The organism is Rhodoferax sp. GW821-FHT07F03 (assembly GCF_059418745.1).
In genome coordinates this window covers 31,973-50,591 of record NZ_JBWKQM010000007.1, presented here as the reverse complement: position 1 = coordinate 50,591, position 18,619 = coordinate 31,973, and the positions used below count along the sequence as shown (strand labels likewise).

The window sequence follows — 18,619 nt, the reverse complement described above, 5'->3', positions numbered from 1 at the left end:
AAACAATTAAGGCCTGTAGCGCAGTTAATATCTGCGCAGGTAGCTATGAAATATGTAGCGTTCATCGACCGGCCCACAGCGTCAGGTGTTCGATCACCGGGCCCAGGGCTAAGGCTGGGACGTAGTTCAAAAGGCCCACCAGCAGCACCGTGCCGATCAGCAGGGTGACGAACAGCGGGCCGTGCGTGGGCAGGGTGCCGCTGGTCACTGGCAGGCGCTGCTTGGCGGCCAGTGCACCGGCAATCGCCAGCACCGGCACAATCACGCCAAAGCGGCCCAGCCACACGGCAATGCCCAGCAGCACGTTGTAGAACGGTGTGTTGGCCGACAGCCCGGCGAAGGCGCTGCCGTTGTTGTTGGCCGCCGAGCTCAGCGCATACAAAATTTCGCTGAAGCCATGCGCCCCAGGATTGGCAATACCCGCCACACCTGCACCGGACAGCACCGCCACCGCCGTGCCCGCCAGCACCACGATGGGTGTGACCAGGATGGCGATGGAGGTGAGCTTCATCTCATGCACCTCGATCTTCTTGCCCAGGTATTCGGGCGTGCGGCCAATCATCAGCCCGGCGATGAACACCGCCAGGATGGCGAAGATCAGCATGCCGTACAGGCCCGAACCCACGCCACCAAACACCACCTCGCCCAGCTGGATCATCACCAGCGGCACCATGCCACCCAGAGGCGTGAACGAGTCGTGCATGGCGTTCACCGCGCCGCAGGATGCCGCGGTGGTGATCACCGCAAACAGGCTGCTGGCGTTGATGCCATAGCGCAGTTCCTTGCCTTCCATATTGCCGCCGGCCTGCAGGCTGCTAGACACCTGGTCCACACCCAGCGGTGTGAGCAGCGGGTTGCCAGCTTGCTCTGCGGGGATGATGGCGATGACCGCCACCACGAACATCACGGTCATGGCCGCCAGCACGGCCCAGCCCTGGCGCTTGTCGCCCACCACGCTACCAAAGGTAAAGCACAGTGCAGCCGGGATCAGGAAGATGGACAGCATCTGAAAGAAGTTGCTCAGCGCCGTGGGGTTCTCGTACGGGTGGGCCGAGTTGGCGTTGAAGAAGCCGCCACCATTGGTGCCCACCATCTTGATGGCTTCTTGCGACGCCACCGGGCCCATGGGTAGGGTTTGCGTCTGGGTCTTGGCGTCTTCCAATACCGGTTGGCCCTTGGCATCCAGCACGGGCTGGCCGGTCGCGTCCACCTTGGGTTGCTGGAAGGCGGTGACTTCAAGCGTGGTTACATCCTTGTAGCTGTCAAAGTTCTGTACCACGCCCTGGCCGATGAGGAACACCGCGAACACCAGCGACAGCGGCACCAGCACCCAGGTGGTGACGCGCACCATGTCGACCCAGAAGTTGCCGATGACGGCGGTGGAGCGCGCCGCAAAGCCGCGCATCAGCGCAAACACCACGGCCACGCCGGTGGCGGCCGAGAAGAAGTTCTGTACCGCCAGCGCCAGCATCTGCGTCAGGTAGCCCATGGTGGACTCGCCTGCGTAACCTTGCCAGTTGGTGTTGGTCACAAAGCTCACGGCGGTGTTGAAGGCCGAGTCGGGGCTGATAGGCGTCAGGGCTTGCGGGTTCAGCGGCAGCCATAGCTGCAGGCGCTGCAGCGCGTAGACCACCAGCACGCCCAGGGTGTTGAAGGCCAACAGGGCCAGCGTGTAGTGGGCCCAGTGCATGGACTTGTCGGGGTCGGTACCGGCCAGGCGGTACAGCGGTGCTTCGACGCGGCGCATCCAGCCAGGAATGCGCCCCTCGGCCAGCCGTGCCAGCCACAGACCCAGCGGCCAGGCGGTGGCCAGCAAGACCACGAGATACAGGGCCAGCAGGCCCCAGGCATTGGCGTTCATCAGAACTCCTCGGCGCAGATCAGCGCGTAGACCAGGTACGCCAGCAACAGCACGGCGCACACACCACCCAGGCCATAGAGCATGTCGAGCGGGATCATGCGCGGCCTCCCTTTGGTTTTTCGAGCTTCTGGAAGCCCTTCACCAGCAACACCATCACACCCCACAGCAAGCCTGCGCCCGCCAGATAGACCACGTCCATACGACACCTCTTTTTCAGAAATTGATGGGGGAAGCTTATGTAAGCAGGCGTAAAAACGGGGTAGAGAGGAGGTGCAGGGGTATAAAGAAAGCGTAAAAATGCGGGGGGGCTTTGGGGGGGCGTCTGCGGGTAGGCGTCTCAAACCGGGTTCCGTCGTTGCCCGCAGAACAGATAGGCACCATGTCCAAGCTGCGCGGTGAGAGTTTCAGTCGCCAAAGGCCAGGATGTTCGCCTGGGTGGCGGCGTAAATGCCATCTAACAGTATCTTCGCCAGCGCCTGATCGACGAGATGCACATAGCCATATCGCCGGTCCTGCTCGGCTCCGGTGAGCGGCTCTTCAACGGGGTGCATCTTCTGGCCTTGGCCATGCCTGCGCCCAGCACGAAGCCTCAGCATGGGCTACGCATGTGGTGCTGTCTCGGCAGCGAGTACCGCTATGCCTCAGCTGCTGGTCGACTGGCTTGCGCTGACCGGTTATCAACAATGTTGAGCATGTAGAGGATCCTGTGATACGGCATTGCGCCCCGCTCCATCAAGGACCGAATGCACACAGCTCGGCATCAAGAAAAATGGCACTCCAGCGCATATAAATACTGCGCAAGCAGCTATGTTTTATATAGCGTATGCTGGCTTTCTGTGGACTCTGTACGCGCGCACTTTTTGGCCTGGCGCGGTGCATCGTCCGCTACAGGCATGGGCCATAGTCGCTGTAAAGTTGGCGGCCCGCCGTCTGGCCTATCCACGCCGTACGGATTGCCACGCGCGCGGGCGCATCACTGCCTTCGGGCATGCACCTCATTTCAAACCACTACTCTTCAAAGGAAAACCATGGCGATACAGACTCAACGGCCTACCGCCGCATTTGTGGGCGCATCCTGGATTGCGCTCCTGGTCGGGGCCGCCGTCTACATGTTTGGCCTGTCCAACGCGACCATGCAGCTGAACGAGAAGGGCTACTACCTGACCGTGCTGCTGTACGGCCTGTTTGCCGCCGTGTCTTTGCAAAAGTCGGTGCGTGACCGGATGGAGGGCATCCCTGTCACCGGCATTTACTTTGCCCTGTGCTGGCTGTCGCTGGCGATCGTGGTGGTGCTGCTGTCGGTAGGCCTGGTGAATGCCACCCTGGCGCAAAGCGAGAAGGGTTTTTACGCCATGTCCTTCCTGCTCAGTTTGTTTGGCGCGGTCGCGGTGCAGAAGAACACCCGTGACATCGCGCTGTTCAAAAGCGATGCGCCAGCTTTTGAGGTCAGTAAAGACCGTTCTTGAGCCAGGCTTTCAACGGGTGCGCTTGCGCTTGACCGCTGCGACCGTTAGCCATGCACCGGCAGCGGCAGCGCGTTCAGCGGGATGCGCAGATAGGCCACGCCATTGTCGTCCGCAGGCGGCATGTTGCCTGCGCGCACGTTGACCTGGATGGATGGCAGTATCAGCGTGGGCACGTCCAGTGTGGCGTCGCGGGCAGTGCGCATAGCGACGAATTCGACTTCAGAGATGCCGTCGCGTACATGGATGTTGTGGGCGCGCTGCGCGGCCACCGTGGTCTGCCACGCGGGCGCACGGCTGTTGGGCGGGTAGTCGTGGCACACGTACACCGTGGTGTCGGGCGGCAGGGCTAGCAGGCGGCGGATGGAGGCGTAGAGCTGGTGCGCGTTACCACCGGGGAAGTCGGCGCGGGCCGTGCCGACGTCGGGCATGAACAGGGTGTCGCCCACGAACACCGCGCCGTCTACGTCACCGTCGATGTAGTACGCCATGTCGGCCGGGGTGTGGCCAGGCACCGGCAGGGCGGTGGCCTCGATCTCACCTATGTGGAAGGTTTCAAAGTCGCGGAACAGGTGGTCGAACTGGCTGCCGTCGGGCAGGAAGCTGCGCTCCAGGTTGAACAGCTTTTGGAACGTGGCCTGCACAGTGCGGATGCACTCGCCAATGGCGATGCGGCCGCCCAACTTGTTTTGCAGGTAGCGTGCACCTGACAAGTGGTCTGCGTGGGCATGGGTTTCCAGAATCCAGTCCAGCTGCAGGCCATGCGTTTGCACATAGGTGGCTAGCCGGTCGGCTGACGTGGTGGACGTGTGGCCGGATTTGAAGTCGTAGTCCAGCACCGGGTCGATGGCGGCGGCGCGGCGGGTGGTGGGGCACCAGGCGACGTACGACACGGTCCAGGTTGCGGGATCGAAAAAGCCTTCGGTATGCAAGCGGGTGGTCATGACTGGGTTCTACAGTTGTTTGATAAATATTATATAAATTTGTATAATAAAACAAGAGCCACTTTCGATATGTACCCATGACACAAGCCTCCGATGCCATCGACCCCGCCGTGCTGCGCGGTGCCGCCCACCATGCGGTGGCCGCCATGAAGGTGCTGGCCAATGAAGACCGTTTGCTGCTGTTGTGCCAGCTGTCGCAAGGCGAGATGTGTGTGGGTGATCTGGAGCAGCGGTTGGATATCCGCCAGCCCACCTTGTCGCAGCAACTGGGTGTGCTGCGCAACGAGGGCGTGATCGCCCCGCGCCGCGAGGGCAAGAACATCTACTACAGCGTGGCCGACCCCGCGATGCTGGAAATCCTGGCGGTGCTGTACCGCCTGTACTGCCCCAAGGAGGCGTGATGACCCTGGACTGGAACCATTTCACCCCGCTGGCTGCGCTGGTGGGCGGCGCCTGGATCGGCCTGGCCGCAGCGCTGTTTGTGCTGCTGAACGGGCGCATTGCCGGCATCAGTGGTGTGCTGGGCGGTCTGCTGGTGCCCGCGCGGGGTGATGTCGCCTGGCGGCTGGCTTTTGTGTTGGGCTTGGTGGGCGCACCCCTGGTGTACCGGTTGTTCGCCGCGCTGCCCAGGCCGCAGATCGACGCAGGCTACGGGACCTTGTTGCTGGCCGGGCTGCTGGTGGGTATCGGCACGCGCTATGGCGCGGGCTGCACCAGCGGGCACGGTGTGTGTGGTCTGTCGCGCTTGTCGCCGCGTTCTTTGGTGGCGACGGCGGCCTTCATGGTTGCGGGCTTTGTCACGGTGTTCGTGGTGCGCCACGTATTAGGCTGGTAAGGAGTTGGCCATGGTGTTTATCTCTGCATTGCTGTCGGGCCTGGTGTTTGGCCTGGGCCTGATCGTCTCCGGCATGGCCAATCCGGCCAAGGTGCTGGGTTTTCTGGACTTGGCCGGCCTGTGGGACCCGTCGCTGGCGTTCGTGATGGGTGGTGCCATCGCCGTGGGGGCTGTGGCTTTTGCGGTGGCCAAGCGGCGCGGCGTGTCGCTGCTGGGTGCCCCCATGCGCCTGCCCAGCGCCCGCCACATCGATCGCCGCCTGGTGCTGGGCAGCTTGCTGTTTGGCGTGGGCTGGGGGGTAGCGGGCTTCTGCCCGGGTCCGGCCTTGGTCGGCGTGGGTATGGGCCTGGCCAAGGCCATGGCGTTCGTGGCGACCATGCTGGTGGGTATGGGCTTGTTTGAGTGGCTGGAACGGCGTTCAGCCAAGCAGCCATGACCGATAACGCAAGCTGGCTGGCCGCGCTCACCACCGTGCTGATTCTGGTGGGCTATGAGGTGGCATTGGCGCAGGCCCAACGGCGTCATCCCGAGCGCCTGGCCCGCAGCGCCCATGCCGCGCTGCGCGAGGAGTGGTTTGCGGCGGTGTCCGCGCTCAGCGGCTCAGAGCTGCTGGCGGTGCAGACGCTGCGCAATTCGCTGATGTCGGCCACCATGGTGGCCTCTACCGCCGCGCTGGGGCTGATGGGCACCGCTACGCTGGCCGTGCCGGCCCTGCACGCGAGCATCGACGCCGCAGCCGACTGGCCCATTTTTACTGCCCGGCTGGCGCTGGAGTTGCTTTTGCTGGCCGTGCTGCTGGCGTCGCTGGTGGCGTCGGTCACGGCGGTGCGCTACTACCACCATGCCAGCTTTATTTGCGCCATGCCCGTCGGCTCTGCTACCCGCGAGCGCTGGCACACAGTGGGTAGCGTCTACGTGCGTCGGGCCGGCATTTTGTACAGCTGGGGACTGAAGCAGCTGATCCTGGTGGTACCCATTCTGGCGTCCATCCTGCACCCCGCGGCCGGCCCCGCGGCGGCCGTGTTGGTGGTGGCGGCGCTGGTAGGTTTTGACAGGTTCGGACTACGGAGTGCATTGGCGGGTGGCTAGATCTGTGCCGCATAAACTGGGGTTTTGACCACGCCACGCCAGATGCCTTCCAACCGCCTTCCTCCGAACTGGATTCGCAACCGCCATTTGCCCTTGGCCGTGGGTGTTGTCAGCGGGGCCCTGGCTGCCGCGTTGGCCTGGCTGGTGATCAATATCTCGCACCACAAGGCGCAGGCCGAGATTGCCGTGCAGGCGCAAAGCCACTTGCTGCAGATACGCGACCGCATGGACCGGCAGCTGCAGAGCACCCTGTCCGTACCGGAAACGGTGGCTGCTTTTGTGGCCGCACAGGGGCGCATGCCGCCGGATATTTTTGCCACGGTGGTAGGGCGTCTGCTGGAGCACCAGCGCAATATCCGCAACCTGGCACTGGCGCCAGACAACGTCATTGCCGACATCTATCCGCGCCTGGGCAATGAGAAGGCCCTGGGCTTGCACTACATGGACAACCCGCAGCAGCGCGGCGCGGTGGAGCGCGCCATCCAGACCCGCCGCACCGTGGTGGCTGGGCCGATACAGCTGGTGCAGGGCGGGCTGGGCATTACCAGCCGCACACCGGTGTTCCTGGCGCCGGTACAGGACGGCAAGCACAACCCCGAGCCTGCCTACTGGGGCATTGTGTCGCTGACCGTGAATGCCGACACCTTGTTCGCCGACGTGGGCTTGACGACCGAGCAAATGGGCTTCCAGGTGGCGGCACGTGGCCAAGATGCCACCGGTGCCGGTGGCGCGGTGTTTTTGGGGCGCGCCGAGCTGTTCAATGAAAACCCGGCTACGCTGGAGGTACCCTTGCCCGGTGGCGGTAGCTGGCTATTGGGGGCTGTGCCCACCGGCGGCTGGCGTGCTGCGGGCAGCGCCCCAACGTTGGTGGTTTGGCTGTCGTACGCTTTTGCTGTGCTGCTGGGCTTATTGAGTGCGCGCCTGATGCGTGCGCACCAGCAGGTGCTGGCACTGGCTAGCCACGACCGCCTGACTGGCCTGCCAAACCGCCGCTTGTTTGAAGACCGCCTGTCGCAGGCGGTGCTGACGGCGCACCGCGACCACCGTCCAGGGGCCTTGCTGTTGATCGACCTGGATGGCTTCAAGCCCGTCAATGACAGCCTGGGACACCGCAGTGGCGACCAGGTGCTGGTGCGCGTAGGGCAGCGTTTGCAGGGCCTGGCCCGCGCAAATGACACCGCGGCCCGGATTGGTGGTGACGAGTTTGCCTTGGTGCTGAATGCCGTGGCCTCACCCGAGGCTGCGATGGAGGTGGCCCACAAGGTGTTGCAAACCATGCTGACCCCGGTGGGGCTGGACAACGGCGAGCACGTGTCCATGGGCGCCAGCATCGGTGTTGCGATGTTCCTGGGCGGCACGGTGGAGAGCCTGCCCAATCTCATGGACCGCGCCGACCAGGCTTTGTATGAGAGCAAACGCAATGGCAAGGGCAAGGCCAGCATGGCGCCGTTGGCGGTGCGCGACGCAGCCGTGTTGGCGATTTAGAAGTCCGTGCCTTTTGGGTCTCCAGTGCAGGAAATACCTGCGCTGAGAGCTATTATTTCAATAGCAATCTGATTTTCAGCGCTGCGCCAGCGCCAGCCGCGCCGCCATGCCCAAGAACACCGTGCCCGCCATCCGGTTCAGCCAGCGCTGGGCTGATTCGGAGCCGTGCAGCCGGCTGCTGACCGTGGCGGCGAAGTAGGTGATGGTGCCAAACGCGATCAGCGTGGTCAGGATGAAGATGCCGCCCAAAGCGCACAGCTGCAGCGCTACTGCGCCGCGTTCGGCGTGCACAAATTGCGGCAGCAGGGCCAGAAAGAAGAACACGATCTTGGGGTTGGTCAGATTCATGATCCAGCCGCGCAAAAACATGCGGCGCATGCTGGGCTGCTGGTCCACGCTGGATGCCAGCGCGCCCACCGGCGCGCGGAATGCCTGCCAGGCCAGGTACACCAGATAGGCCGCGCCCACCACCTTGAGCACGGTGAAGGCCGTGGCCGACGCGGCGAACACGGCTGCCAGACCAAAGGCTACCGCCAGGGTGTGCACCACCAGGCCGGCGCACAGGCCCAGCGTGACCACAAAGCCCGCCTTGCGCCCCTGGGTGGCAGACTGCATCAGTACAAAAATATTGTCCGGCCCGGGGGTGAAGCCCAGCAGCAGCGACAGGGTGAAGAAAGCGATACAGGTATCCAGTGTCAGCATGTGGGCCTCACAACTGCAAGAGAAATAGGCTGCCGGCGCAGGCAATATCTGCGTCGGCAGCTATGTTTTTAATAGTGGCTGGGTCAGCCCTTTTTGCCACCAAAGGCGAGCAACAGGCCACCCACCACGATGGCACCCACGCCGGCCCAGACCGGGACATTGATGGTTTCCTTCTCTTTCACCGACAGCTCCAGCGGGCCGATTTTGACGGCGGTAGTGTCCTTGGTGTAGCTGAAGCTGCCGTACACCAGGGCCAGGGTGCCGGCGGCGATGAGGACAATGGCAAACAGTTTGACTGCGTTCATGGAGGGACTTTCTGGAGGGTGGCAAAGCGGGCTTGAGAGCCCGCGCTAGATGCCATTTTGCGCCATGCGGCGTGGGTGCTGGCTCAGGCTTCGGCGCGTTGCATCCAGCGTTCGCGCCAGAGCATGAAATCGGCCACCGGCACGGGGCGGCTCATGTGGTAGCCCTGGGCCTCGTCGCAGCCCTGCTCGCGTAGCAGGTCCCAGATGGCGGCGTTTTCCACGCCCTCGGCGACCACGGTCAGGCCCATGTTGTGGGCCAGGTCGATGGTGGAGCGCACGATCTTGGCGTCATCTACCTCGCGCTCCATGGCCATCACAAAGGACTTGTCGATCTTCAACTCGTCCACCGGCAGGCGCTTCAGGTAGGCCAGGGACGAGTAGCCGGTGCCGAAGTCGTCGATGGACAGCTTGAAGCCCCGGTCGGACAGTCGTTTGAGCGTGCTTTCGGCGCGCAGCGGGTCGTCCATGATGGCGCTTTCGGTGATCTCCAGGCAGAAGCCTTCGGGCGCCACGCCGTGTTTGGACAGCAAGGCCTCCAGCCGGGCCGGAAAGTCCAGGTCCAGCAGGTCGCGGGTTGACAGGTTGACGGCGATGCGCAGCGGCTGGTTGGGCAGCTGCAGCTGGGCCCATTGGCGGGCGGCTTCATTGAACATCCACAGCGTCAGCTGGCGCACAAAGCCGGTCTGCTCGCAAAAAGGAATGAAGCTGTCCGGCGGCACCAGGCCGCGTTGCGGATGCTGCCAGCGCACCAGGGCTTCGGCGGCCACTACCCGGCCGGTGGCCAGGCAAATCTTGGGCTGCAGGAACAGCCGCAGCTCGTTGTGTTCCACCGCGTGGCGCAGCTCGGACAGCAGCGACAGGGTTTGCTTGCTGCTGGAGTCCAGCGCCGGGTCGTACAGCTGGGTCACGGTGGTCTTGCGCTTGGCCGCGTACATGGCGACTTCGGCCCGGCCCAGCAGGGTGTCTACGTCGGTGGCGTGCTGGGGCCAGCAGGCCACGCCCAGGCTGGCGCTGAGGTCCACCGTGTGCTCGTCGTAGGTCAGCGGAGCTTCGAACGAGGTGCCAATTGCCTGCGCCACCACCATGGCACTGGCGGCATTGGCCTGGGGCAGCAGCACGGCAAATTCGTCGCCGCCCAGGCGGGCCACCAGCACCTGCTCGCCCATGCGTAGCAGCAGGCGCTCGGCTACGGCCACCAGCAGGCGATCGCCCACGGCGTAGCCCAGGATGTCGTTGACGTGTTTGAAGCGGTCCAGGTTCAGCGTGATGACGGCCAGGGACTGCGTGTTGCTGCCGCTGGGGCTGCGCTGGGCAATGATGTCCTGGATTTCGGTGCGGAAGCGCACCCGGTTGGGCAGGCGCGTCAGCCGGTCCCAGTAGGCCAGCTGCTGGATCTCGTTGCGGTTGATGGAGATGCTCTTGCGCATGCGGTCAAACGCGTTCGCCAGGTCGCCGATCTCATCGCGCCGCTCGGTGTAGAGCATGCGCTGTTCGTAGTTACCGCGGCCCAGGCGGTCCGCACCTTCGACCAGGGAACGCAATGGCGTGGTCACGCGGCGCGCAGCCCAGGTGCTGCCCAGGCCGAACAGGACCACACCCAGCAGGCTAATGACCAGCAGCACCAGCTGCACCTTCTGGAACGGGGCGACCACCTCGCTCAGCGAGCGCAGCAGCAGCACCTGCACATTGCCCGTCACTGCATGCAGATTGACGTGCCGGATGACCAGGGTGTCGCCGTCGTCCTGCAGCTCGCTTGCGCTGACCCCCGTGGTCTGCAGGGTTTGCAGCACCGTAGGCGACAGGGTGGAAATGCCGACCTGGACGGCTTGGCCGTGGGCTTGCGTCAGCATGGCCAGATGCAGGCCGGACAGCGCCAGCATGTCGTTGGCCAGCGACTGGTCGATGGGGAAGCCCATCAGTACCCAGCCAATCACCAGCGGGGCACGCAGCGGCACCATCACGAACTGGTAGGCCGTGTTGCCTACCAGCGCCACGGTGCCCCCCGATTCGCTGCGTGACAGTGGCGTGGCGATCTGGGCCAGCACATCGCTCAGGGCCGGGGTGTCGGGCGTGTAGTTGGTGGCGCGCAGGGCCAGTTGGTTGTCCAGCAGGGCGGATACCGTGGCGCCGATGCGGGCGCCCTGGTTGTCCAGGGCCGAGCGAATGGTTTCTACGTCATCGGAGTTGACGGCGGCGCGAAAGCCGAAGTCTCCGGCCAGCAGGCCCGCGCCCTGGCGCAGTTTTTCCGCGTTCTGGTCCAGCAGGCGACGCCATACGCGTTCGCCCAGCTGGAGTTCGTTGGCAATCTGGCTGCGGGCATTGCGCTCGATGCTGGCGCGCACTACCAGCAGACCGGCAGCTTGCACCACCAGCAGCAATACCAGCGACATCATCACGATGCGGGTGGACAGGCGCCAACCGCCTATGTCTGGCCACCAGGTCCAGCGTCGCTTCATGGAACCAGTCCTGGCACACGCACGCTCAGGTTGCCACCGGCGGCAGCGAGCGCCAGGGGCTGGTCCAGCGCGGGCGCGCCCACGGGCAGGTTGGCATGCCAGATGCGCAGGCGGTAGTTGCCAGGCGGAATGTTGTCGAGCTGGAACTTGCCATCCGCACCGCTGCGGCCGAAGTAGGGCGTCTCCACCACCACGATCCAGGCCACCATCTTGTCGTGGATATTGCAGCCCAGCACGGCGATGCCGGGCTTGTCGAAGACCACCGGGTTGGCGGTGGTGCCCGCATACAGCTTGAGCTCAAAGGTCTTGGTGGGCGAGAACGAGTACACCTGGTGGCGTACCGTGTCCTGGTTGGGGAAGCTGACGGCGGTGCCCACGGTGACCACGCGGACCTGCGGGTCGAATTGCTTGTTGATCTGCGCCACTTCGGCGCCCTGCAGCGGTTTGACGGCAGCCTGCGCCTCGCGCGACTCCAGGAACACCACGGCTTCGCTCAGCGGCCGCCCGGTGTCATCCTGCACTTGTACCTGCAGCTTGGCCGCCAGCGCGGGCGCAGCGGCACAAAGCAGGGAGCCGAACAGCAAAGGTAAGCGCATGTTGGTGATCTTGGTGGAGGTGCGCTGGGCAGAACGCTGTGGGATATTAATACGTAATACGCGCGGTGCTTGGCGGGCTGGCGCGGCTTCAGCTTCAAATACTTGCCATCAGATAGTGCGCGCCGGGAATGGGGTTGTGGTAGTACGGGGGAATGCCCTGAAAGCCCAGGTCTTCGTACAAGGTGCGGGCGGCCTCCATGTCGTCCAGTGTGTCCAGCAGCACATAGCTGTAGCCAATCGAGCGTGCGCTGTCCAGGGTGGCCTCGACCAGCTGGCGTCCCAGGCCGAAGCCTCGGAAGGCCTTGCGCACAAACAGGCGCTTCATTTCGCAGGCATTGGCATAGTCCACATTGTCCAGTGGGCGCAGGGCACAGCAGCCGGCGATTTCGCCGTCCACCAGGGCCAGCAGCAAGCTGCCGCGCGGCGCGGCATAGTCCCAGGGTAGCTGGGACAGTTCTTCGTCAAAAGACTGGAAGCACAGATCGATACCCAACTGGGCCGCATATTCCTGGAAGATGCTGCGGGTGGCGTCCAGTGCACCCTCGGACGTGGGCGTCACGATCTCAATCAATGGAGTGGTCAAGGCGGGCGTTAGAGAAAAGCAACGCCGCCAGTTTAGTCCTGTGCAGTGGGCTTCCGGTCAAGAATGCGGTGTGCTATTGTTTTTGCAGCTTCCGCCGCAGTTGCTGTCTGCGCTGGAGCCGCCTCAGGCTTCTGCCAGCAGTTTTTCGATCAGGCGGTGCAGGTCGTCAAAATCAGGCTCACCCACGAAGCGTTTGACGATTTCACCGCGCTTGTTGACCAGAAAGGTGGTGGGTGTGAGCTGTATCTGGCCCCAGGCGCTGGCGGCCGCACCGGTGTTGTCTATGGCCACCTGGAAGGGCAGCTTGCGGGTTTCCGCGTAATTCACCACGTAGCTGGGCGGGTCGTAGGACATGGCCACCGCCAACGTATCAAAGCCCTGGGTATGGTATTTGTTGTAGGTGGCGATGATCTTGGGCATTTCACCCACGCAGGTGACGCAGCTGGTGGCCCAGAAGTTCACCAGGGTGACCCGGCCCTTGAGGTCGGCGGTGGTCTTCTGGCTGCCGTCCAGCAGCACATAGGTGGCCATGGGTGCCGCATTGCTGCTGCCTGCAGTCAGATAATAGGCCCCTGAACCTGCGGCCAGAATGGCTGCGATACCGGCTATGTAGATGGCTTTTTTCATTTCAAGGGGACCCTATGGAACGCCGCGATTTTAATTCCGCTTCACTTTCTGCGCTGGCCATGCTGCTTTGGGGCACGGCGCAGCAGGTGCATGCCCTGTCGCTGTCCGACCTAAGTGACAAAGAGGCTTCCCAGGGACTGAAGGCCGCACTGGAGAAGTCCGCTGTAACGGCCGTTGGCTTGCTGGGCCGCACCGATGGATTCCTGGGCAATGAAAAAGTTCGCATTCCCCTACCTGGTTTTTTGGATGACGCCGCCAAATGGCTGAAAAAGCTGGGCCAGGGCCAGCGCGTGGACGAGCTCGTCACCGCCATGAACCGCGCCGCCGAGGCCGCCGTGCCCCTGGCCAAGGACCAGTTGGTTAGCGCAGTGAAGAGTATGAGCTTTACCGATGCCAAGAACATCCTGAGCGGCGGCGACACCGCCATGACCACATTTTTCGCCGAGAAAACCCGTGAGCCGCTGTTTGGCAAGTTTCTGCCGGTGGTCACCCAGGCCACAGAGCGCGTGGGCGCCGCCGAGAAATACAACCAGCTGGCTGGCAAGGCCGTGGGCCTGGGTCTGCTGAAGCAGGAGGATGCCTCCATCCAGCAGTACATCACCCGCAAAACCCTGGACGGTCTGTACGTGATGATTGGCGAGCAGGAAAAGAACATCCGTCAGGACCCGGTGGGTACCGGCAGTGCGCTGTTGAAAAAGGTGTTTGGCGCTTCCTGAATGCGCTGTTTGCCCCTGTTTGTGCTGGCCCTGGCGGCCTGCAGCCCCACGCTGAACTGGCGCAGCGTGCGATCTGACCAGCATGCCTTGCAGATGTTGCTGCCCTGCAAACCCGACAAAGGCAGCCGCGAGGTGCCCATGGCCGGCGCCAGCGTGTCGCTGGACATGCAAGGCTGCGAGGCCGGTGGCGCCACCTTTGCCGTCTCCCATGTACGCCTGGCCGACCCGTCGCGGGCCGATGAGGCCCTGGCCGGCTGGAAGAGCGCCGCGCTGGCGAATTGGCACGCCAGCGCGGTGCAGGAGCAGCCGTTTGCCCTGCCTGGCAGTGCGCCCCAGCCCGCCGGCTTGCGCTTGCAGGCCCAAGGCCAGCGGGTGGACGGCCGTATCTTTAGCGCCCAGGCTGTGTGGTTTGCCCGCCGCAGCCCAGCCGGCGTGGACCTGTTCCACGCGCTAGTACTGGCCGACCAGCCGGATACTGCGGTTGCTGATACTTTTTTCGCCGGATTGAAACTTGAATGAGCCAAACCGGCTCAGACCATAATAAAGCGCTATGAACAGCATCCTCATCATCGCCCACGCTCCGTTGGCCCATGCCTTGCGCGAATGCGCGTTGCACGTGTTCCCCGACTGCGCGGAAGGCGTGGTAGCGCTGGACGTACAGCCCCATACATCTCCCGAAGAGACCTTCTCCATGGCGCGCATCGCCATGGAGCAGATGCGCTCTTCCCATTTTTTGGTGCTGACCGACGTGTTCGGTGCCACGCCCTGCAATGTGGCGCAGAAGCTGGTGGATGGCGTCAAGTCCAAGCTCATCACTGGCGTCAATCTGCCCATGCTGCTGCGCACTGTCAGTTACCGCCATGAATCGCTGGAGGCCCTGGTGTCCCGTGCGCTGATTGGCGGTTCGCAGGGCATCATGCAAGTCGCCATCACCGCACCCCAGAACCAAGCCCGCAAGAAGCATGATCAAAGCCACTACGACCATCAGCAATAAATTGGGCCTGCATGCCCGCGCGTCCGCCAAGCTCACCAAGCTAGCGGGCAGTTTTCCCTGCGAGGTCTGGATCGCCCGGGGCGAACGCCGCGTGAACGCCAAGAGCATCATGGGCGTGATGATGCTGGCCGCAGGCATAGGCTCCACCGTGGTCATCGACACCGACGGCCCGCAAGAGCAAGAAGCCATGGACGCGCTGTTGGCGTTGATTGACGACAAGTTTGGTGAAGGACAGTAATTGACGGCATGGCCGCGTCACTTTTACTGCTGATAATTCATCCATGACTTTTTCCATCCACGGTCTTCCTGTTGCCCGCGGCATTGCCATCGGGCGTGCCGTGCTGGTGGGCTCCAGCCGGGTCGAGGTGGCGCATTACTTCATCACGCCCGACCAGGTCGAGGCCGAGATCAACCGCGTGCGCGTTGGCCGCAATGCGGTGGTGGACGAGCTGCAGCGCCTGCAGCACGACATGCCCAAGGACGCGCCGCACGAGCTGGCCGCGCTGTTGGACGTGCACCTGATGCTGCTGGAAGACGAAACCCTGACCATCGGCATCAAGCACTGGATTACCGACCGCCTGTACAACGCCGAATGGGCGCTGACCACCCAGCTGGAGATCATCTCGCGCCAGTTCGACGAGATGGAGGACGAATACCTGCGTGAGCGCAAAGCCGACCTGGAGCAGGTGGTCGAGCGTATCCTGCGCTATATGAAGGGCGTGGTGTCGCCCGTTGCACCACCCGTGCCGGCGCGGCGCAAGTCCGGTGAAGGTTTGTTCCCCGACGAAAACCTGGCCGTGCCGCTGGTGTTGATCGCGCACGACCTTTCGCCGGCCGACATGCTGCAGTTCAAGCAAAGCGTGTTCGCCGGCTTTGTGACCGATGTGGGCGGTAAGACCTCGCACACCGCCATCGTGGCGCGCAGCATGGACATCCCCGCCGTGGTGGGCGCGCGAACCGCCAGCCAGTTGGTGCGCCAGGACGATTGGGTGATCATCGACGGCGACGCCGGCGTGGTCATCATCGACCCGTCCACCATCATCCTGGCCGAATACGGCTTCAAGCAGCGCCAGGGCACGCTGGAGCGCGAGCGCCTGGTGCGCCTGCGCCATACCCCGGCCATCACCCTGGACGGCCAGAAGGTCGAGCTGCTGGCCAATATCGAGATGCCCGAAGACGCTGTTGGCGCGGTGGAGGCCGGCGCCCTGGGCGTGGGCCTGTTCCGTAGCGAATTCCTGTTCATGGGGCGCCAGGGCCGCCTGCCCGACGAGGAAGAACAGTACCAAGCCTACCGCCGCGCGGTGGAGGGCATGCAGGGCATGCCGGTCACCATCCGCACGGTGGATATCGGCTCCGACAAGCCGTTGGACAAGGGCCAGAAGGAAGACACCCACCTCAACCCCGCGCTGGGCCTGCGTGCCATCCGCTGGAGCCTGGCCGATCCGGCCATGTTCCTGACCCAGTTGCGCGCTATTCTGCGGGCCGCCGTGCACGGCCAGGTGAATCTGCTGATCCCCATGCTGGCGCACGGCAGCGAGATCCGCCAGACCCTGTCGCTGTTGGATTTCGCCCGGGCCGAGCTGGACAACCGGGGCATTGCCTACGGCCCGCTCAAGCTGGGCGCCATGATCGAGATTCCGGCTGCAGCCCTGTCGCTGCCGCTATTCCTGAAGTACTTTGACTTTTTGTCGGTCGGCACCAACGACCTGATCCAGTACACCCTGGCGATCGACCGTGCCGACGAGTCGGTGGCCCACCTGTACGACCCCCTGCACCCGGCTGTGCTGCGCCTGCTGGCCGACACCATCCAGGCCTGCCATGCGCAGGGCAAGGGCGTCAGTGTCTGCGGCGAAATGGCCGGTGATGTGTCCATGACCCGGTTGCTGCTGGGCCTGGGTCTGCGCAGCTTCTCCATGCACCCGGCGCAGATCCTGGCCGTGAAGCAGGAGGTGTTGCGCGCCGATACTTCGCGCTTGGCACCCTGGGCGCTGGGCGTGCTGCAGTCCGAAGACCCGTCGGAGGCCATCAACCTACCGCTGAGCGCCCGCAGCGAAGGCGTGGAGTGGGATTCCGGCATGGGTCCGCTGAGCACTTACTGAAATCCTGGCCCGCGCCGGGTTTTGTCCCCACAAAAATCTTTCGCCATGCTAGAGTGCGATGGCGCAAATTGCTGCATTGCAACATCGCGGCGCCGTACCCCGGCACAGGGGCGGCCTGTGCCCTGACCGGGTGGTGTGACCGTCCCGGCTGCGGCCTGAAATTTGCCCACTTCGGTCCGTAACGGCGGGAGGAAAGCAGATATGGTCGTCAGCTTAAATTCACAGATAGTCCAGCTCGGGGACTATGCGGTGCAGAAAGGGCAGAGCTCGGTTTCTGGCCTGTCGTCCGGGGCTTTCATGACGGTGCAGCTGCACCTGGCGCATTCGGCCAGCTTTTGCGGCGCGGGCATTATTGCGGGCGGGCCGTTTCGCTGTGTCGAGTCCTACCACGCGCCGGCCACGCTGGACGAAGACGCTTTTGCGCAGAACGCGCTCTACATCTGCATGAACCCGCTGCTGCCCAATGCCGGGCCGAACCCGGCGCTGCTGGCCCAGCTGGCGCGCGAAACCGCTTCGGCCAACCAGATCGACGCCATAGACAACCTGGCCGACGACAAGGTCTACCTGTTCACAGGCAAGGCCGACACCGTGGTGTATTCCGACGTGGTGGAGCGCACCCGCCGCTTCTACGAGTTGTTGGGCGTGAAGCCCGCGCAGATCTTCTACGACAACAGCCTGGACGCCGGCCACTCCATCCTGACCGACAACCCCGAAGACTCGGTGCTGCATACCAACCAGCCGCCCTACATCAACAACGGCGGCTTCATGCAGTCGCACCACATCCTGCAGCATATCTACGGCCCGCTGAACCCGCCGGCCGAACAGCTGACCGGGCGTATGTTGCGCTTTGACCAGACCGAATTTTTTGGCAAGCAGAAGCGCGCCAGCATGAGCGACTTTGGCTATGCCTACGTGCCCAAGGCGGTGGAAGAGGGTGCGCCGGCCCGCGTGCATATTGCCCTGCATGGCTGCAAGCAGGGCTACAACTACGTGGACTATGTTTACGGCCGGGCCGACATCAGCAACCAGCCGCCCTACGGCAACCGCTACTTCACCACCACTGGCTACAACCATATGGCCGATAGCAACAACATCATCGTGCTCTACCCCCAGGCCGAGGGCCGTGACGACGGTGAAACGCAGAACCCCGAGGGCTGTTGGGACTGGTGGGGCTATTCCAGCCCCGACGCACAAAAGCCCGACTACTACTCGCGCGAGGCCATCCAGATCAAGGCCATCCACAGCATGCTCAGCCGCCTGGGCGGCTAAGTCACGGTCTATACCCACACACCAGGAGCCCACCATGCCCAAGAAAGCCGATTCTTCCACTGCCGCCAGCAACACCACCAACGCTGTCGCCCTGGTGCCAGCACCTGCCACACCTTCTGCAGCCGCGCTTATGCCGGTCACTGCCATCACCGAGGTCGTGCCCATCGCCATGGCCCAGACCGCCCATGCGACCCGAGCCGCCACCCCGGGGCCGGTGCAGCATATGCAGACCTTCCAGATACTGATGGGCCAGTGGTTTGCCCGCATCAGTGGCAATGCGGCCAGTACCGCGGCGCTGCTGCCCCAGGCCTGGAGCACCGACATCTGGCAGGAGATGGGTCAGATGCAGGCGGCCGTGCTGCGCCGCCTGCAACAGCAGCAACAGGCCTGGGTGGTTGGCTGCACCGGCCTGGCCAAGGAGTACCAGGAGGGCAAGCGCGCCAATACCATGTCCAAGCTGGTCGAGCAGCAGTACAACCTGGCCGCCCAGTTCGGCCAACTGCTCAGCCAGCAGGCCACCAACCTGGTGGGCCTGCAGGAAAACATCGAGGTGGACTACGGCTACTGGGTATCGCAGAAGCTCTGGCGCTAGCCT

General features: G+C 63.6%; 22 protein-coding genes and 1 pseudogene. 14 read left to right on the top strand and 9 right to left on the bottom strand.

The features are described 5' to 3' along the window. Positions 1 to 61 precede the first annotated feature (61 nt). Both kdpA and kdpF read right to left on the bottom strand, forming a co-directional pair. The gene (gene kdpA / locus AC07R0_RS11845) at positions 62 to 1,861 is read right to left on the bottom strand and encodes a potassium-transporting ATPase subunit KdpA (protein ID WP_495104959.1); all 1,800 of its coding nucleotides are present in this window, start codon (positions 1,859 to 1,861) and stop codon (positions 62 to 64) included. After that, the gene (kdpF, locus tag AC07R0_RS11840; protein ID WP_490592047.1) at positions 1,861 to 1,959 is read right to left on the bottom strand and encodes a K(+)-transporting ATPase subunit F; all 99 of its coding nucleotides are present in this window, start codon (positions 1,957 to 1,959) and stop codon (positions 1,861 to 1,863) included. Before kdpF ends, kdpA begins: the two co-directional genes overlap by 1 nt. Before the next feature lie 312 nt (positions 1,960 to 2,271). On the opposite strand from kdpF, the pseudogene AC07R0_RS11835 reads away from it, so the two are divergent. Continuing rightward, positions 2,272 to 2,531: pseudogene (locus tag AC07R0_RS11835) on the top strand (dihydrofolate reductase family protein); the annotation flags it as partial. A gap of 358 nt (positions 2,532 to 2,889) precedes the next feature. After that, entirely contained in the window at positions 2,890 to 3,327 is a 438-nt protein-coding gene (yiaA, locus tag AC07R0_RS11830; protein WP_495104958.1) for an inner membrane protein YiaA, read from the top strand. Between the two features lie 44 nt (positions 3,328 to 3,371). On the opposite strand, the gene AC07R0_RS11825 is transcribed toward yiaA, so the two are convergent. Continuing rightward, complete coding sequence (locus AC07R0_RS11825) at positions 3,372 to 4,268, bottom strand: MBL fold metallo-hydrolase (protein ID WP_495104957.1); 897 nt, start codon at positions 4,266 to 4,268, stop codon at positions 3,372 to 3,374. A 77-nt stretch (positions 4,269 to 4,345) separates the two neighbouring features. Here AC07R0_RS11825 and AC07R0_RS11820 point away from each other — a divergent pair, with 77 nt between their 5' ends. The 5 genes from AC07R0_RS11820 to AC07R0_RS11800 are packed head-to-tail and all read left to right on the top strand — an operon-like array spanning position 4,346 to position 7,677. Further along, positions 4,346 to 4,669, top strand: a complete 324-nt coding sequence (locus AC07R0_RS11820) for an ArsR/SmtB family transcription factor (RefSeq protein ID WP_495104956.1) — start codon at positions 4,346 to 4,348, stop codon at positions 4,667 to 4,669. Then, the gene (locus AC07R0_RS11815) at positions 4,669 to 5,103 is read left to right on the top strand and encodes a YeeE/YedE family protein (RefSeq protein WP_495104955.1); all 435 of its coding nucleotides are present in this window, start codon (positions 4,669 to 4,671) and stop codon (positions 5,101 to 5,103) included. The genes AC07R0_RS11820 and AC07R0_RS11815 overlap by 1 nt, the downstream gene beginning before the upstream one ends. Before the next feature lie 10 nt (positions 5,104 to 5,113). Then, positions 5,114 to 5,539, top strand: coding sequence for a DUF6691 family protein (locus AC07R0_RS11810; protein ID WP_495104954.1), 426 nt, complete (start codon positions 5,114 to 5,116; stop codon positions 5,537 to 5,539). Continuing rightward, positions 5,536 to 6,192, top strand: coding sequence for a DUF599 domain-containing protein (locus AC07R0_RS11805; RefSeq protein WP_495104953.1), 657 nt, complete (start codon positions 5,536 to 5,538; stop codon positions 6,190 to 6,192). Before AC07R0_RS11810 ends, AC07R0_RS11805 begins: the two co-directional genes overlap by 4 nt. Positions 6,193 to 6,234: 42 nt before the next feature. Beyond that, positions 6,235 to 7,677, top strand: a complete 1,443-nt coding sequence (locus AC07R0_RS11800) for a diguanylate cyclase domain-containing protein (protein ID WP_495104952.1) — start codon at positions 6,235 to 6,237, stop codon at positions 7,675 to 7,677. A 75-nt stretch (positions 7,678 to 7,752) separates the two neighbouring features. Here AC07R0_RS11800 and AC07R0_RS11795 read toward each other — a convergent pair whose 3' ends face one another. The 6 genes from AC07R0_RS11795 to AC07R0_RS11770 all read right to left on the bottom strand — a co-directional run bounded on the left by AC07R0_RS11795 (position 7,753) and on the right by AC07R0_RS11770 (position 12,946). Then, positions 7,753 to 8,379, bottom strand: coding sequence for a LysE family translocator (locus tag AC07R0_RS11795; protein WP_495104951.1), 627 nt, complete (start codon positions 8,377 to 8,379; stop codon positions 7,753 to 7,755). A gap of 83 nt (positions 8,380 to 8,462) precedes the next feature. Continuing rightward, on the bottom strand, positions 8,463 to 8,684 hold the full coding sequence (locus tag AC07R0_RS11790) for a hypothetical protein (protein WP_495075771.1): 222 nt from the start codon (positions 8,682 to 8,684) through the stop codon (positions 8,463 to 8,465). Positions 8,685 to 8,767: 83 nt separating this feature from the next. Beyond that, positions 8,768 to 11,140 (bottom strand): putative bifunctional diguanylate cyclase/phosphodiesterase, encoded by a 2,373-nt coding sequence (locus AC07R0_RS11785; RefSeq protein ID WP_495104950.1) that lies wholly within the window; start codon positions 11,138 to 11,140, stop codon positions 8,768 to 8,770. Beyond that, entirely contained in the window at positions 11,137 to 11,736 is a 600-nt protein-coding gene (locus AC07R0_RS11780; protein ID WP_495104949.1) for a methylamine utilization protein, read from the bottom strand. The genes AC07R0_RS11785 and AC07R0_RS11780 overlap by 4 nt, the downstream gene beginning before the upstream one ends. 94 nt (positions 11,737 to 11,830) lie before the next feature. Next, positions 11,831 to 12,319: a GNAT family N-acetyltransferase gene (locus AC07R0_RS11775; protein ID WP_495104948.1), complete on the bottom strand. Its 489-nt coding sequence runs from the start codon at positions 12,317 to 12,319 to the stop codon at positions 11,831 to 11,833. Positions 12,320 to 12,442: 123 nt separating this feature from the next. Beyond that, positions 12,443 to 12,946, bottom strand: a complete 504-nt coding sequence (locus tag AC07R0_RS11770) for a TlpA family protein disulfide reductase (RefSeq protein ID WP_495096165.1) — start codon at positions 12,944 to 12,946, stop codon at positions 12,443 to 12,445. 14 nt (positions 12,947 to 12,960) lie between these two features. Between AC07R0_RS11770 and AC07R0_RS11765 the strand changes: the two genes are divergently transcribed. The 7 genes from AC07R0_RS11765 (at position 12,961) to AC07R0_RS11735 (ending at position 18,616) form a co-directional block, all read left to right on the top strand. After that, the gene (locus AC07R0_RS11765) at positions 12,961 to 13,662 is read left to right on the top strand and encodes a DUF4197 domain-containing protein (protein ID WP_495104947.1); all 702 of its coding nucleotides are present in this window, start codon (positions 12,961 to 12,963) and stop codon (positions 13,660 to 13,662) included. Then, positions 13,663 to 14,181 (top strand): hypothetical protein, encoded by a 519-nt coding sequence (locus AC07R0_RS11760; protein WP_495104946.1) that lies wholly within the window; start codon positions 13,663 to 13,665, stop codon positions 14,179 to 14,181. A 31-nt stretch (positions 14,182 to 14,212) separates the two neighbouring features. Further along, positions 14,213 to 14,656 carry a PTS sugar transporter subunit IIA gene (locus AC07R0_RS11755; RefSeq protein ID WP_490592060.1) on the top strand — a complete coding sequence of 148 codons (444 nt, stop codon included), beginning with the start codon at positions 14,213 to 14,215 and terminating at the stop codon, positions 14,654 to 14,656. Beyond that, positions 14,625 to 14,894 (top strand): HPr family phosphocarrier protein, encoded by a 270-nt coding sequence (locus tag AC07R0_RS11750; protein WP_495075778.1) that lies wholly within the window; start codon positions 14,625 to 14,627, stop codon positions 14,892 to 14,894. The genes AC07R0_RS11755 and AC07R0_RS11750 overlap by 32 nt, the downstream gene beginning before the upstream one ends. Positions 14,895 to 14,937: 43 nt before the next feature. Then, positions 14,938 to 16,755, top strand: a complete 1,818-nt coding sequence (ptsP, locus tag AC07R0_RS11745; RefSeq protein WP_495096162.1) for a phosphoenolpyruvate--protein phosphotransferase — start codon at positions 14,938 to 14,940, stop codon at positions 16,753 to 16,755. 201 nt (positions 16,756 to 16,956) lie between these two features. After that, positions 16,957 to 18,024, top strand: a complete 1,068-nt coding sequence (locus tag AC07R0_RS11740; RefSeq protein ID WP_495096161.1) for an extracellular catalytic domain type 2 short-chain-length polyhydroxyalkanoate depolymerase — start codon at positions 16,957 to 16,959, stop codon at positions 18,022 to 18,024. 34 nt (positions 18,025 to 18,058) lie between these two features. Beyond that, positions 18,059 to 18,616, top strand: coding sequence for a hypothetical protein (locus AC07R0_RS11735; RefSeq protein ID WP_495104945.1), 558 nt, complete (start codon positions 18,059 to 18,061; stop codon positions 18,614 to 18,616). The last annotated feature ends 3 nt before the right edge of the window (positions 18,617 to 18,619 follow it).